8 protein-coding genes are annotated in these 16,733 nt (G+C 41.4%); all 8 read left to right on the forward strand.

Annotated features, from left to right (window positions below; genetic code table 11):
- Positions 1-8: 8 nt before the first annotated feature.
- The 8 genes from G9C87_RS03535 to G9C87_RS03570 all read left to right on the forward strand — a co-directional run bounded on the left by G9C87_RS03535 (position 9) and on the right by G9C87_RS03570 (position 16,709).
- A complete protein-coding gene (locus G9C87_RS03535) occupies positions 9-2,033 on the forward strand; it encodes an NPCBM/NEW2 domain-containing protein (protein ID WP_172278163.1) in 2,025 nt (674 codons plus the stop codon).
- A gap of 13 nt (positions 2,034-2,046) precedes the next feature.
- Positions 2,047-3,453 carry a glycoside hydrolase family 43 protein gene (locus tag G9C87_RS03540; protein WP_172278165.1) on the forward strand — a complete coding sequence of 469 codons (1,407 nt, stop codon included), beginning with the start codon at positions 2,047-2,049 and terminating at the stop codon, positions 3,451-3,453.
- Positions 3,454-3,461: 8 nt separating this feature from the next.
- Positions 3,462-4,844, forward strand: a complete 1,383-nt coding sequence (locus tag G9C87_RS03545) for a glycoside hydrolase family 43 protein (protein ID WP_172278167.1) — start codon at positions 3,462-3,464, stop codon at positions 4,842-4,844.
- Positions 4,841-6,778: a glycoside hydrolase family 97 protein gene (locus tag G9C87_RS03550; protein ID WP_172278169.1), complete on the forward strand. Its 1,938-nt coding sequence runs from the start codon at positions 4,841-4,843 to the stop codon at positions 6,776-6,778. Before G9C87_RS03545 ends, G9C87_RS03550 begins: the two co-directional genes overlap by 4 nt.
- A gap of 235 nt (positions 6,779-7,013) precedes the next feature.
- Positions 7,014-8,234, forward strand: coding sequence for an SGNH/GDSL hydrolase family protein (locus G9C87_RS03555; protein ID WP_172278171.1), 1,221 nt, complete (start codon positions 7,014-7,016; stop codon positions 8,232-8,234).
- A 17-nt stretch (positions 8,235-8,251) separates the two neighbouring features.
- Complete coding sequence (locus tag G9C87_RS03560; RefSeq protein WP_172278173.1) at positions 8,252-10,774, forward strand: glycosyl hydrolase 115 family protein; 2,523 nt, start codon at positions 8,252-8,254, stop codon at positions 10,772-10,774.
- Between the two features lie 268 nt (positions 10,775-11,042).
- The gene (locus tag G9C87_RS03565) at positions 11,043-13,781 is read left to right on the forward strand and encodes a T9SS type A sorting domain-containing protein (protein ID WP_172278175.1); all 2,739 of its coding nucleotides are present in this window, start codon (positions 11,043-11,045) and stop codon (positions 13,779-13,781) included.
- 294 nt (positions 13,782-14,075) lie between these two features.
- Complete coding sequence (locus G9C87_RS03570; protein WP_172278177.1) at positions 14,076-16,709, forward strand: glycoside hydrolase family 3 C-terminal domain-containing protein; 2,634 nt, start codon at positions 14,076-14,078, stop codon at positions 16,707-16,709.
- The last annotated feature ends 24 nt before the right edge of the window (positions 16,710-16,733 follow it).

Raw genomic sequence — 16,733 nt, forward strand, 5'->3', positions numbered from 1 at the left:
TTTAAATAATGTTGAAGACGAAAATACTTTTAATTGCTGTAACATTTTTGCTGTCGGGAAATATTTTCAAGGCGCAGTCAACTGTTTGGTTAGACCAGTTGGATTTGAGCGTTGTAACACAGGGGCACGGAAAACCGGGCATCAATACTTCGGTGGACGGAAAACCTATAACCATTGCCGGCGAAGTTTTCAAAAGAGGCTTTGGAACCCACGCTGAAAGTTCTTTGTTGATTAGATTAAATGGCAAAGCAAAAAGCTTTACCGCAATGGTGGGAATGGATGATGAAATCAAAGGCCAGAATCCCGCTGCCGAATTTGAAATTTACGGCGACAACAAAAAACTTTGGTCAAGCGGGGTCATGAAATTAGGCGATAAAGCAAAGCCTGTTTCCGTTTCGCTGGAAGGTGTAAAACAATTAGAATTAGTCGTAACAGACGGCGGAAACGGACCTTATTATGATCACGCCGATTGGGCAGATGCTAAGTTTGAAACAGCAGGCGGTGCAAAATTGATAACATTTAACCCAATTTCATCAGTACCTTATATTTTGACGCCAAAACCTGCGGCAACTCCAAAAATTAATTCAGCAGGCGTTTACGGAGTTCGTCCTGGCTCACCTTTTTTGTTCAGGGTTGCGGCAACGGGTGACAGACCAATGACTTTTACGGCGAAAAACCTTCCGAAAGGGTTAACAATAGATTCACAGACCGGAATCATCACTGGAAAAATAGATTTTAAAGGAAGCTATGAAGTGACTTTGAATGCTAAAAATGCGAAAGGTTCAGTTTCAAAAAAATTAAAAATAGAAAGCGGAGACAGAATCGCTCTCACACCCACAATGGGCTGGAATAGCTGGAACTGCTTCGGACATGAAGTTTCTGCCGACAAAGTGAAACGTGCAGCAGATGCCCTTATAAAGTCGGGACTAATCAATCACGGATGGAATTATATCAATATCGATGATTCCTGGCAGTATAACAGAGATGGAAAAGACCCTTCATTCCAGGGAAAAATGCGTGATGAAAACGGTTATATTCTGACCAATTCCAAATTTCCTGATATGAAAGGTCTTGCAGACTACATGCATAACAATGGCTTGAAAATGGGAATTTATTCTTCCCCCGGTCCATGGACCTGTGGCGGATGTGCCGGAAGCTACGGCTACGAAAAACAGGATGCTGAAAGCTACACCAAATGGGGCGTTGATTACCTGAAATACGACTGGTGTAGCTATGGCGGAGTAATTGACGGGCTGCCGGATAATGATCCTGATAAAGTTCCTTCTCTTGCCTTTCAAGGAGGCGGAGATTTGGATAAAGGCGTGAAACCATTCAAACTGATGGGAAGCCTTTTGAAGCAGCAGCCGAGAGACATCGTGTACAACCTCTGCCAATACGGAATGGGTGAGGTATGGAAGTGGGGTGATGAGGTCAATGCACAATCCTGGCGTACCACCAACGATATTACAGATACCTGGTCAAGCGTAAAGAATATTGCCCTTGCTCAGGACAAGGCAGCTCCTTTTGCGAAACCCGGAAACCGCAACGATCCGGATATGCTGGTTGTTGGCGTTGTCGGCTGGGGAAATCCACATCAGAGCCGGTTGAAGCCTGATGAACAGTATCTTCATATGAGTCTGTGGAGCATTTTTTCTGCCCCGTTGCTGATTGGCTGTGACCTTGAGAAACTGGATGATTTCACTTTAAACCTTCTGACGAATGATGAGGTTATTGCCGTCAATCAGGATGCTTTGGGAAAACAGGGTGTTTGTTTGCAGACCATTGGTGAGCTCAGAATTTATGTCAAAGAACTGGAAGACGGAGGAAAGGCAGTAGCTTTTGCCAATTTCGGAAGAGAAAAAGTGACGCTACCCTATAAAGATTTCAAAAAATTAGGAATTTCCGGTGTTCAGGCGGTTCGTGACCTTTGGAGACAGAAGGATATTGCAGAAATCAACACAGACAAAAAAAGTCTTCCATTGGATATTCCGGCACATGGTGTTGCTTATTATAAATTCATTTCACTCAAATAAATAAGATTAAGATATGAATCAACGAAACTTAAAATATATCACACTTTCTTTTCTGTTGGCAGGGATTGGTATTTCTGCGCAGAATCCGGTTATTCAGACCCATTTTACACCAGATCCTGCTCCCATGGTCTATAAAGGGAAAATGTATGTTTATACAGGGGATGATCAGCCGGGATTTGATTTTTATACGATGACCAAATGGAGGGTGTATTCCACGGAAGATATGGTCAATTATACAGACCATGGTTCGCCTATTTCTTTAGAGTCTTTCAGCTGGGCGCGGGATAGGGCCTGGGCAGCGCAGTGTATTGAAAGAAATGGCAAATTCTACTGGTATATCTGTGTACAGACCGTTGACAACAATATGGCTATTGGGGTTGCAGTGTCTGACAGTCCTACCGGGCCTTTCAGAGATGCTTTGGGAAAACCTCTGATTTCAACCGGAACCTGGGATAATATTGACCCGACGGTTTTTATAGATGATGACGGACAGGCTTATCTGTATTGGGGAAACAGTAAATTATTTTATGTGAAGCTCAATAAAGATATGACTTCCTATCAGGGGAAAATCACAGAAATTCCACAATCTGTGGAAGCTTTCGGCGGGCTGAGACGTCCCGGGAAAAGTGATGAGGTTCTGCAAAAGCAGGAAAAATTTGATGATGTATATGTAGAAGGACCATGGCTTTACAAGCGAAACAATCAATATTATATGATGTACGCCGGAATGACCGGAAGAACAGAATGTTTATCCTATTCAACCAGCCCATCGCCAACCGGGCCGTGGAAATATCAGGGAAAAATAATGACCGACCAGCCGACCAACAGCTTTACCAACCATGGCGGAATTATCGATTTCAAAGGAAAGTCCTACCTGTTTTACCATACCGGATTATTGCCGGCCGGCGGAAGTTACGGACGCTCAACTGCTGTAGAAGAATTCAGATATAATGCTGACGGGACTATTCCGAAGATCACCATGACCAAAGAAGGTGTAGCTCCGGCTGGAACCTTAAATCCATATCAGAGAACAGAAGCCGAAACTATGGCATGGTCGGAAAAATGCAGCACTTCCGAAAGCAGGAAAACCGGAGTGTATGTCTCCGATGCCAGAGCAGGAGGGTATATCAGGGTCCGTTCGGTAGATTTTGAAAAGGGAACTTCAGGATTTTCAGCTTCCGTTGCCGCAGGAATTGATGGCGGAATTCTGGAAGTTCATCTGGATGATGTTAAAGGGCCAAAAATAGCCGAGATTGAAATTCCGAGAACCGGTGGCTGGGAAGAGTTCAAAACCCTGACCTCAAAAATTTCAGAATCTGTTTCCGGTGTTCACGATGTCTATTTTGTGTTCCAGGGGAAAAATATTACGGCAGGAAGAAAATTATTTAATTTCGATTACTGGAGCTTTCAGAAAAAATAAAACTGACTATGAAAAATACAATACAATATATACTGGGGCTTTGTCTGATAGGCTTTTCCGAAGGTTTATCAGCACAGAACCCTATTATTCAGACCAATTATACTGCAGACCCGGCACCAATGGTGTACAATGACAGGCTGTATGTGTACACGACACACGATGAGGATGATTCCACCTGGTTTACCATGAACGACTGGAAAGTGTATTCCACCAATGATATGGTCAACTGGACAGATCACGGAACAATTCTCTCGTATAAAGATTTCGACTGGGCAAAACGTGATGCCTGGGCCGCACAATGTGTAGAAAGAAACGGAAAGTTTTTTTTATACGTTCCGATGTGGTCCAAAACCAATAACAAAGGCGCTATAGGGGTTGCCGTTGGCGACAGTCCGTTTGGGCCTTTTCATGATCCGCTGGGAAAACCTCTTGTTCAGAGCGAATGGGGAGATATTGATCCCACCGTTTTTGTGGATGATGACGGACAGGCCCATATGTACTGGGGAAATCCTAAGCTTAAATATGTAAAGCTGAATGAAGATATGATCTCCTATTCCGGGAATATTACAGAAGTTCCGATGACAGAAGAATCATTTGGCAAAAGAGATGGGAAGCCCAATCCGGAAAGACCCACAAAATACGAGGAAGGCCCGTGGCTGTACAAAAGGAAAAACCTGTATTATCTTTTCTGGCCGGGTGGTCCACTTCCTGAATTCATAGGCTATTCTACAGGGAAAACAGCACAGGGACCCTGGAAATATGGAGGAATTGTAATGCCTACTGAAGGGAAATCATTCACCAATCATCCCGGTGTTATTGATTTCCGGGGGAAAACGTATTTCTTTTATCATAATGGTGCATTGCCGGGCGGAAGCGGGTTTACAAGATCGGTAAGTCTGGAAGAGCTTACCTTCAATAAAGACGGATCCATTTCGCCATTTAAAATGACCAACGGAATTACAAAAGCTATCGCAACAGTTAATCCTTATTCATTCAATCAGGCGGAAATGATTGCGTGGTCAGAAAATGTAAAATCCTATCAGAATAAAGAGGCTGGTGTTTTCATCAAAGCCAAGAAAAATGGTGCTTATACCAGTGTAAAGAATGTGGATTTCCGGAAAAAAGGAGCCGCAGCTTTTTCTGCAAGAGTAGGAACGACGCATAACAGTGAGGTAACAATGAGCGTTCATCTGGATGCTGTGAACGGACCGGTTGCCGCAACGGTAAAGGTTCCGATGACGGGTGGGGATGACCGCTGGGAAACCGTAAAAGTTCAGCTTACTGAAAAAATTACCGGCATTCATGATCTGTATTTTGTATTCAATGGCAAAGCCTCAACAGATATTATGTACTTCGATTACTGGACCTTTCTTGAAAATAATGAGTTATGAGAAAAAAAGTTTTATATATTGTATTCAGCTTGTTTCTGATCAGCAAAAGCTTTGCACAGGTAGCAGAAATTTCAAGTCCGGACGGACAACTGAAGCTTCATGTTTTTTCAGAAGACGGAAAAGCCTTATATGATATTATCCTTCAGGGAAAAACAATGCTTGAAAAATCCCCGTTAGGCTTGGTAACCAACGAGTCTGATTTTTCAAAGAAGCTGAAATTTATCGACAGCAAAAAAGATATCGTTTCTAAGAAATATACGAACGAAAAAATCAAAAAATCTGACATTGATTATAAGGCCAATACTTTATTGGTTAACTTCAGTAATGCAGACCAGCATCAGATAAGTATTGAATTTCAGGTGAGCAACAACAATATTGCTTTCCGTTATAATATTCCACCGATGAAAGAACGGCTCAGTGTTGTGATACAGTCAGAATCCACAGGGTACAGATTTCCGTCACAGACTACCACTTTTCTTTCACCTATGATGAATCCGATGACGGGATTTGCCCGTACAGGGCCAAGTTATGAAAGTGGCTATAAAGCTGATGCTGAACTGGGAATGCCATCCGATTATGGATACGTTTTCCCTGGCCTGTTCCATATTGGAAATGAGGGCTGGGTATTGCTTTCCGAGACAGGAGTGAACAGTACGTATTGTGCTTCACACCTTGAAACCACAGCAGAAAAAAATCTTTACAAAGTAGCGTATCCGAACATTGCTGAAAATAACGGCTTCGGAAGTACCGGAGCTGCTGTTTCTCTTCCCGGAAAAACACCGTGGAGAACAATTACAGTAGGCAGCTCCCTGAAACCCATCGTAGAAACTACCATTCCTTTTGATGTGGTAGATCTGATGTATGAGCCGTCACAGGATTACCAGTTCGGAAAATCTACCTGGAGCTGGATTCTTTGGCAGGATAACAGTATGAACTACGATGATCAGGTGAAATTCATAGACCTTGCTGCTGCACTGAATTATCAGTTTATTCTTATGGATGCGCTTTGGGATAAAAATATTGGAAAAGAACGAATGAAAAACCTTATTCAATATGCAAAATCGAAAAACGTGGGAGTATTACTTTGGTACAATTCCAATGGGGCAGCCAATGACGCACCGATGGGACCGAGAAACAAAATGAGCTCATCCGTTGAACGGAAAAAAGAAATGAAATGGCTGAAAGAGACAGGCGTAAAAGGACTGAAAGTGGATTTCTTCGGAGGAGACAAACAGGAAACCATGCGTCTGTACGAAGATATTCTTTCCGACGCCAATGATTTTGGATTAACCATTATTTTCCATGGAGCTACTTTACCGAGAGGCTGGGAAGTAATGTACCCGAATTATGCAGGAAGTGAGGCCGTTCTTGCCTCAGAAATGCTCTATTTCTCAGAAGATGTACGGAAACAGGAAGCTTTTTTTGCCACACTTCATCCTTTCATCAGAAATACAGTGGGAAGTATGGAGTTTGGCGGGACTTTCCTCAATAAATATTTAACGAAATCCAACAGGGATAAAAATAAAAGACATACTACGGACGGCTTTCAGCTGGCTACGGCAGTACTGTTTCAGAATCCCGTTCAGATGTTTGGGATCATGCCGAATAATCTGACCGATGCTCCGGAATTTCAGCTCAGCTTTATGAAAGAAGTTCCGACACTTTGGGATGAAACAGTTTTCATAGACGGCTATCCCGGGAAATATGCCATGGTTGCGAGAAGACATGCGGATCAATGGTATGTGGCTGGCGTAAATGCTGAGAAGCAATCCCAAAAACTGAAAATAAAGCTTCCGATGTTTGCAGGGAAAACAGTTAGATTCATTAATGATGATGCGCAGGGAAATTCATCAGAAAAAGAACTAAAAGTGAATGCAAAAGGTGATTTTACGATTGAAATTCAGCCGCAGGGTGGTTTTGTACTGAAAAATTAAAAGAAGTAAACCTTATAGGTTTTTAAAACCTATAAGGTTTGAAGAGATTAAAAGAATACAGATTTTTTAAGGTTAAATAAAACTGATTATGAATCATTTAAAAATATTTTTCTTATTGTGTTGTTTGGGTTTTGCCTGCAGATCTATGCTGCAGAACCGTTTATCAGTACTGAGAAAATCCCCGACGAAGGATTTGTAGTAAGAAATTAGAGATTAATAAAATAAAAAAGGAAAAATGCGCTTCAAAAACTTATACCTCTTCATCATTTCGGGATTTTTGGTTTCCTGTTCTTCCTCCCGGAGTCTGGAGAAGCAATCATCCAAAGACCAGTGGCTCACTACCTGGGCAACTGCTCCCCAATTGGTGGAACTCAAAAATCTGCCGCCGGAACCGGGACTTTCGGGGAATACCCTACGTCAGATTGTCCGTGTATCTGTGGGTGGGAAAAAATTGCGGTTACGTTTTTCCAACAGGTACTCTACAGACAGCCTTGCAGTAAAAGCCGTTTCTATTGCCGTTCCATCCGATAGCAGCAATGTGGATGCAGCTACCATCAGATCATTAACGTTTGAGAATAAAAACAATTTTAAAATTGCTCCCGGATCTGATATTTATTCTGATGAAGTGAACTTTAACCTGAAGTCTAATTCATTGCTGGCCATTACCATTTCCTATGCAAAAGTAACCCAATCTGTCACCGGACATCCAGGGTCAAGAACAACCTCTTTTATTGTTAAAGGTGAGCAGGCCAATGCTGCGGTATTTAAAAACCCTGTAAAAACAGATCATTGGTATTCGCTTTTTAACATCGATGTAAAGACCAGTGAACCTTCGTATGCGGTGGCTATTATGGGAAATTCCATTACCGATGGAAGAGGATCGGGAACCAACAGGCAGAATCGCTGGCCGGATATTTTTTCTCAGCGGTTACTGGCAAATCCTTCTACCAGGAATGTAAGTGTCCTTAATTTCGGGATTGGGGGGAATTGTGTGGTGCGCGGTGGTTTAGGGCCTACGGCATTAGACCGTTTCGATTATAACATCCTCAATCAGCAGGGCGTAAAATGGTTGATCATTCTGGAAGGAGTGAATGATCTGGGAGGAACAAGAGATTCTGATGACGCTTCCAAAAGAACAGAAGAACTCATTGCCGCTTATCAGGTGATGATTGATAAGGCACATGCTAACGGGATCAAAGTGTACGGAGCAACGATTCTTCCTTTCGGAAAGTCATTCTACGAAAAACCCTTCCGTATCGAGGCCTGGAAAAAAGTAAACGACTGGATCAGGAACAGCGGGAAGTTTGATGCTGTCATCGATTTTGCAAAACAAATGCAAAGTGAAAATTCGGAGGTCATCTTAAACGATATGCACGATCATGATTTCCTTCATCCCAATGAAGCGGGCTACAGGAGAATGGGAGAATTTGTGGATCTGAACTTATTTAAAAATTAAAATCAAAAAGATATAGTATGAATTTTACAAAAAACATTTCGCTGTTTCTTACGTTGTTGTTTATATTTTTTGTAAAAGCAACCGAACCATTTATTTCTTTTGCCAGAACAGAAAATTCGGTGGTATTGAAAGAGCACAATTCAAGTTTGATGCTTTTTTCAGACAGTGATTCGGATAAAGGAATTCTGCGTGCCGTTGCGAATCTTCAATCTGATTTTCAAAAAGTAACCGGCGTCCAGCCTAATCTGGTTTCCCAAAACTCTGGCTTGAACGGAATGATGATCATTATTGGTGAAGCTGGTAAAAGCAAAACCATTGATGCTTTGATCAGACAAAAAAAGCTGGATGGAAAAGCATTAACGGGGAAAAGGGAAAAATATATCATTCAGAATGTCAGTAATCCATTTCCGGGCGTTTCTGAAGCCATTGTGATTGCAGGAAGTGATAAAAGAGGAACGATTTACGGGATTTATGAAATGTCTCAGCAGATAGGTGTTTCACCATGGTATTATTGGGCAGATGTTCCGGTTGAGAAAAAAGATAATGTATACTTTAAAAAAGGAATATATACTGATGGTGAGCCTGCTGTAGAGTATCGCGGTATTTTCCTTAACGACGAAGAACCTTCACTGGGAGGCTGGGCCAGAGCAACATTTGGTGGAGTAAACAGTAAGTTTTATGAGAATGTTTTTGAGCTGATCCTGCGCCTTAAGGGAAACTATATCTGGCCGGCAATGTGGGGGAAGGCATTCTATGACGATGATCCTCTGAGCGGACCGTTAGCCAATGAAATGGGTATTGTCATGGGAACTTCCCACCATGAGCCTATGGCTTTGGCACAAACCGACTGGCACAGGTATATCAAAAAAAATAACCTCCCTAATGTCTGGGATTATGCTAAAAATGCGGAAGTTTTACAGAAATTCTGGAAATTCGGACTCGAAAGAAGTAAGAACTGGGAAAAGCTTGTTACAGTGGGAATGCGTGGTGATGGTGATGAAGCGATGGGAGAGGGAACTAATATTTCCCTGCTGGAAAAAATTGTAAAAGACCAGCGCAAAATCATCGCTGATGTTACCGGAAAGAAAGCGGAGAAAACACCTCAGGTCTGGGCATTGTATAAAGAAGTTCAGGACTACTATGATAAAGGAATGAGGGTTCCGGATGATGTGATCCTGCTGTTCTGTGATGATAACTGGGGAAATGTAAGAAAGCTCCCTGACCTTTCGAAACCTTTGCATAAAGGAGGCTATGGAATCTATTACCACTTTGATTATGTAGGCGGCCCGAGAAACTCCAAATGGATCAACATCAGTCCCATCCAGAGAGTATGGGAACAGATGAATCTTTCCTATGAACATAAAGTAGATAAGCTTTGGGTTGTGAATGTAGGAGATTTAAAACCGATGGAATTTCCGATCAGTTTTTTCCTGGAAATGGCCTGGAATCCGAAGCAGTTTAATGCTAAAAACCTTTTGGAATATACTGAAAAATGGGCTGCTCAGCAGTTTGGTGAAAAACATGCCGGGGAAATTGCCCGGATGATTAATCTGTATGCCAAATACAACAGAAGAGTAACCCCTGAAACCCTTGATAGTAAAACGTACAGCCTTGAAAATTACCATGAATTTGAAACGGTCTTAAATGATTACAGAGCATTGGCCGTAGACGCCTTACGGTTAAAAGAGCAGATTCCTGCAGAATATCAGGATGCGTATTATCAGTTGGTTTTGTACCCGATTGATGCATGCAGTAATTTATACGAAATGTACTATGCGGTGGCAAAAAACAGGGAACTGACAGCGAAAAAAGATCCGGGAGCCAATTTTTACGCAGATAAAGTGAAGGCATGTTTTGAAAGAAATGCTTACCTGGATAATCAATACAATAATGTGATTGCCGGCGGAAAATGGAAGCATATGATGGATCAGATGAGGATAGGATATAAAAGCTGGGCAGACGGAAAAGAAAATATAATGCCTGAAGTTACTTACATTTCTGATGCTGAGGTTCCCAAAGAAAAGATATTTCAAGAGAAAAACGGGTATGTTTCCATTGAGGCAGAAAATTTTGCAAGAATGAGCAAATCTGACCGGATCCATTGGGAAGTGATTCCTAATTTCGGAAAAACAAAATCCGGCGTGACAACCTTTCCACAGAATGCCTATCCAAAAGCTGATGAAAATATCTGGCTGGAATATGATATCAATTTTGAATCAAAAGGGGAGCTTGAAGTCCAGTTATTATTAGCACCGACTTTAAATTTTAATCATAATAAAGGATTGCGTTACGAAATTTCTTTTGACAACGAAACTCCGCAAATTGTCAACTTCAATGGCCATTACAAAGGAGAATTGGGAAAATGGCAGTCAGAGCATATTATTAAATCTATTACAAAGCATTTGGTTCAGCAGGCTGGAAAGCACACGTTACGTTTCAGAGTGTTGGAACCCGGCATTGTCCTTGAAAAGATACTGATCAACACCGGAGGGTTAAAACCCTCTTACTTGGGCGCTCCCGAAAGCGAAATGCTTCACTGAATGACCAAATGTTCATCACAAATAACACTTTAATTATGAAACACTAATCTTATTTACATTCCAATCTGAAATACAGTTCCATCACAGAGAATGAAGAGAAAGAACAGCGAATGATTTTGTAAGCAACTTTATTTAGCAGATCACTGCCTGATATCATTCAGGGAATTTTCCTGACGGTTTTTGAAAATGGACCGTCTTGATGGGGAATCTATTGCCCTTACTTTAATTGTTTACGATCAAAATCACGACTATCTAAAACTAAACCATTATGAAAAAAATTTTAAGTCTTGTAACCATTCATTCTATAGCTCTGTTTTGCAGCCTGATGCTTCATGGACAGCTTACAACCGTAAAAATTGATAAGAATATTCCTTATCAGAAAATAAAAGGATTCGGAGGATTTGTCTGCAGCCCCCAGTTTGCGTATAACCATATGTCTACCTCAGAAATTCAGACGCTTTGGGGCGCTTCCAGTGAAGGTGGATATAATATTATGAGATTATATATTCCCGAAAACAGCAGCAACTGGAGTTCCGTACTGGCTACAGCGCAACTCGCCAAATCTATGGGGCTTACCATTTTTGCTTCGCCTTGGACCATGCCCGCAGCCTGGAAAACCAATAATCATGTGAATGCAGTGTATACTGATGCGAACGGAGTACAGCAGGTGGGATATTTAAAGCCGGAAAATTATCAGGATTATGCCCTTTATCTTAACAGCTTTGTTACCTATCTCCAGAACAACGGAGTAGAGCTCGATTATATCTCCATTCAAAATGAACCGGATGAAATGGCCCAGTATCAGGGATGCATCTGGACTCCTGCACAAATTACTACCTTCATCAAGAATTACGGACAGCTCATCAACTGTAAAGTGATTGCCCCGGAAAGTGTGGGATTTACAGATAATTTTGCCAGTGCTTTGCTGGATCCTGCAGCAATGGCCAATTTTGAAGTGTATGGCGGGCATCAATACGGGCTTATGCAGTCTACCTACAAACAATTTCAGAATTACAACAAAGAAATCTGGCAGACAGAATATCTGATCAACTGGAACTCTTCGTCCACACAGCCGGCAAGAGATTTCAGCTGGAATACAGATGCATTTACCTTTGCCAGCAGTGTCAACAATGCATTATTAGGTAATGTCAATGCGTGGATTCATTATTCTGCCAAACGCTATTATGGCTTAATGGGTGATGGAACTTACGGAACTCCCGCAGGTGTAATGACCAAAAGGGGCTATATCCTTTCACATTATGCCAAATATACAACAGGAAAAACGAGAATAGAAGCCAAATGGGATGATAAAACCGGAGCTTTACAAGGGTCTTCCTATATTTCCCAGGATGGAAATCAGATTGTTCTTATGGTCATCAACTCTTCTCAGAATGCTTATAGCCTTAAGGTTGATCTGCCTTTTTATACGACTTCAGGAACAAAAGTACTGACCAATACGCAATCCAATATGGTGAGTACACCTATCACTATGAGTACGGCAACATTCCGGCCTACTGCTGATATCAGCCCCTCTAGTGTCATGACTTTTGTTTTCAATAAAAGTGGTGACAGACCTGCTTCTCTGATGACAGGCGGTGATATTCATTATAATAAAATTGAAACACAAACTCCTACCAGCGCAGCTTTTGGGACAGGATTCAATATCAGCAATACAACGGTGACGTTCTCCAATCCAAGCCCTCTTATCAGTAATAATATGACTGCGGCTAACGGATATCTTCAGCTTAATGACCGCTACAATAAACTGATCCTGCATGTAAACAGCTATACGACGGCGGGACAAAGCTATTCGGACAATACAACTTTATACTATATCAACAGCCAGGGAGTAACGAAATCATATAATTACGGCAAGATTAATTTTCCGCAGGGAGGAAACTTCGATATCACCTTAGATATTTCAAGACAGGTTCTTACAGACGGATGCAAAGGAATTTTAGGACTGAGAAATTCCAATTACAGCTCTGTGCTTACGATTAATCTGGGCAATGTTTATTTTAATGTGGGTAATGAAATTGCTTCTAAATTCGGAGGAACCTATTCCGCAAGCGACAGCTATCTGATGGATGCACTGGAAAATGGCTACTATACTTCTGTAGACTTCAGAAATGCAGCAGGAGTTACATCCTCCAACAACTGGCAGCCTATGAGTGCTAACACTAACAGCATTTATTATGTGAATTCAAACGTAAGTTCATCTGCCAATAATGTGATCTCCGGTACTACATGTTCAAATCTTGTCCTTTCCGGTCAGGGTATGGATTTTCAGGTGCCGTTTAACTTCACAGCCAATGCTGCTTCTTACAGCCGTACATTTAATGGTTACGATGTGCTGATCCTGCCATTCCAGGCTAATATACCTTCCGGAGTTACTGCTTATCTGATGTCTCCGAATGCCAATAATATCAGCTGTACCGCAATTTCAAACGGAATCATTCCTGCAAACACTCCGGTAATCGTCAATGCGACAGGGAATATTACTTTCAGCGGTTCAGGAAATGTTTCCACACCCAAAGCAATCACGGTCAATCAGATGAACGGAGTTTACCAGGGCATCAAAGTTCCGGCGAATGCTTATGTGCTGAAAACAGAAAACGGAGTAACAGGCTTCTATAAAGTAACTGCCGGAAGTGAGCCTGCAATAGGATCTTTCAAAGCATATCTTACAGAAGAAAATACTTATTCTGCCAACGTTCTTCCTTTAAACTTCGGATCGTTAAACACCAGAAATATTTCTGCTGAAACTAAAAATGAGGCTGTGAAAATATATCCTAATCCGGTAAAAGCAGATCTTTTCATTGATTCTGATCTGTCAGAAGCTGCCGCCACCATTTTTGACGGAAGGGGAAGTGTCGTCAGATCTGGGTTGAAAATAAATCCAGGGAAAAACCAAATTAATGTGGGAGATTTCCCGGCCGGTATTTACTTTATTGAGGTTACTCAAAAAAATAATACAATCGTAAAACAAAAATTCATTAAAGAATAAATTGAATCCAAAGCCATCATGAGCACTGCTTATGATGGCTTTATTTCCACAATTTAGTAGATGAAAACCAAAGTAAGTAGGATTTATTCTTAATTTAAGTGTATTATTTACATTTATTTAAAATAGAACGTTATATTTGTTTTTCATTGCATTGTTGCTGAATAATACTGGCAATTTGTGTATAATAAGAATGAAAACATAATTATCCGTAAAAATCTGTGAAATAAGTGGTTTGAAAATGATTAATCACAAAATCCACAGCCTTTTTCGGACTTTATTGAAACCATACTACCTATGAAAAGAATTGTATTAATGCTATGCGCAACACTGGCAGCACCTTTATTTTTTGCTCAGAATCATTATAAATACCCATTCAGAAACCCCGATCTTCCGGTTAATGAAAGAATAGAGAACCTTCTTTCTTTATTGACCACAGAAGAAAAGATAGGAATGATGATGGATAATTCCCAGGCAGTCCCCCGTTTGGAAATTCCAGCCTACGGATGGTGGAATGAAGCACTTCATGGGGTGGCAAGAGCAGGAACAGCCACTGTTTTTCCTCAGGCAATCGGGATGGCGGCCACATGGGATGTTCCGGAGCATTTTAAAACTTTTGAAATGATTTCTGATGAAGCGCGTGCAAAATACAACAGATCTTTTGATGAGGCTCTAAAAACAGGGCGGTACGAAGGATTGACCTTCTGGACACCCAATATCAATATTTTTCGTGACCCAAGATGGGGAAGAGGCCAGGAAACCTATGGTGAAGACCCTTATCTTACCTCCGTTCTGGGCGTTGCAGCAGTAAAAGGCCTGCAGGGAAACGATCCGAAATTTTTTAAAACCCACGCCTGTGCCAAACATTTTGCGGTACACAGCGGACCGGAATGGAACCGCCACTCTTATAACGCAGAAATATCAAAAAGAGATCTGTATGAGACGTACCTTCCCGCTTTCAAAGCATTGGTTCAGGAAGGGAATGTAAGAGAAGTAATGTGTGCCTACAATGCTTTTGACGGACAGCCATGTTGTGCAAACAATACTTTACTTACTGAAATTCTCCGTGGAAAATGGAAGTATGACGGAATGGTGGTCTCAGACTGCTGGGCACTGGCCGATTTCTTTCAGAAAAAATACCACGGCACCCATCCTGACGAAAAAACAACGGCAGCAGATGCCCTGAAACACTCTACGGATCTGGAATGCGGAGATACCTATAACAATTTGAATAAATCTCTGGCAAGCGGGCTGATTACCGAAAAGGATATTGATGAGTCGATGCGCAGAATCCTGAAAGGATGGTTTGAGCTGGGAATGCTTGATCCGAAATCTTCCGTTCACTGGAATGCAATTCCGTATTCTGTAGTCGATTCTGAAGAACATAAAAAGCAGGCACTGAAAATGGCACAAAAATCAATTGTGCTTATGAAAAACGAAAAGAATATTCTGCCTCTCAGCAGAAGTATTAAAAAAATTGCCGTTGTAGGACCAAATGCTGATGACGGATTGATGCAGCTGGGAAACTATAACGGAACGCCTTCTTCCATTGTAACGATTTTAGAAGGAATCAAAACCAAATTCCCGAATGCTGAAATTATCTACGAAAAAGGAAGCGAAGTAACAGATCCTTCTTCCAGAACGTCATTATACCAGAATTTTATCAGTCAGAAAAACGGCGCAAAAGGAATGAAAGTAGAGTTTTTCAATAATAATGAATTCAAAGGGCAGCCGGCCAATACTTCCGTAAATTCTACTGCCATCAGCTACAACAGCTTTGGAGGAACCCAGCTTGCACCCAATGTAGGAAGAGAAAATACTTCAGCGATCATTTCAGGGATTTTCAAAAGTACCTATACAGGAGAGGTTGTGTTTTCTGCTTACACTTCCGATATCTATACACTTTTCGTGGACGGAAAAGAAATCGCAACAAGAAAAGGACCTGATGCAAGACATCCTTCAGAGTTTCCTGTAAAAATGGAAAAAGGAAAAGAATACAAGATAGAACTGCGTCATACACAAAAAGGAAAATATGTGAGCATCACCTTTGAAGCGTACAGAAAAGACCCTGTTAATTTTGCTTCGGTAAGGGAAAAAGTGAAAAGTGCGGACGTCATTGTCTTTGCAGGCGGACTTTCTCCAAGTCTGGAAGGTGAAGAGATGATGGTGAATGCAGAAGGCTTCAGAGGAGGAGACAAAACTTCGATTGCCCTTCCTAAAGTCCAGCGGGACCTGTTGGCGGAGCTTAGAAAAACCGGCAAACCTGTTGTTTTTGTTCTTTGTACCGGAAGTGCTCTGGGATTGGAACAGGATGAGAAAAATTATGATGCCCTGTTGAACGCCTGGTATGGCGGACAGTCTGGAGGAACGGCCGTAGCAGATGTTTTAGCAGGTGATTATAATCCTTCTGGAAAATTACCCATTACTTTTTATAAAAACCTTGAACAGCTGGACAACGCTCTTTCAAAAACAAGCAAGCACGAAGGATTTGAAAATTATGATATGCAAGGAAGAACGTACCGTTATATGACGGAAAAGCCTCTTTATCCTTTCGGGTATGGCCTGAGCTATTCAAAATTTGTTTACGGAGATTCAAAACTGAGCAAAAATACGATCAGTACCAACGAAAATGTGACCATCACAATTCCGGTAACCAATGTTTCAAAAAGGGATGGCGAAGAAGTCGTTCAGGTTTATATCAAAAGAAATAATGATGCCCAGGCACCGGTAAAAACGTTAAGGGCTTTTGAAAGAACTCCGATTAAATCCAAAGAAACAAAAAATATTCAGCTGATCCTTTCCAAAGACTCATTTGCGTTCTACGATGAAAAAGCAGATGATCTGGTTTCAAAACCTGGCGACTATACCATTTTTTATGGCGGAACTTCTGATGATGCGGGGTTAAAAAGTATTCCGCTAAAAGTAAAATAAAAATTGATTCAGGACAAATTGAGA

Origin of the sequence: Chryseobacterium sp. LAM-KRS1 (assembly GCF_013184525.1) — a bacterium.
Taxonomy (GTDB): Bacteria; Bacteroidota; Bacteroidia; order Flavobacteriales; family Weeksellaceae; genus Chryseobacterium; species Chryseobacterium proteolyticum.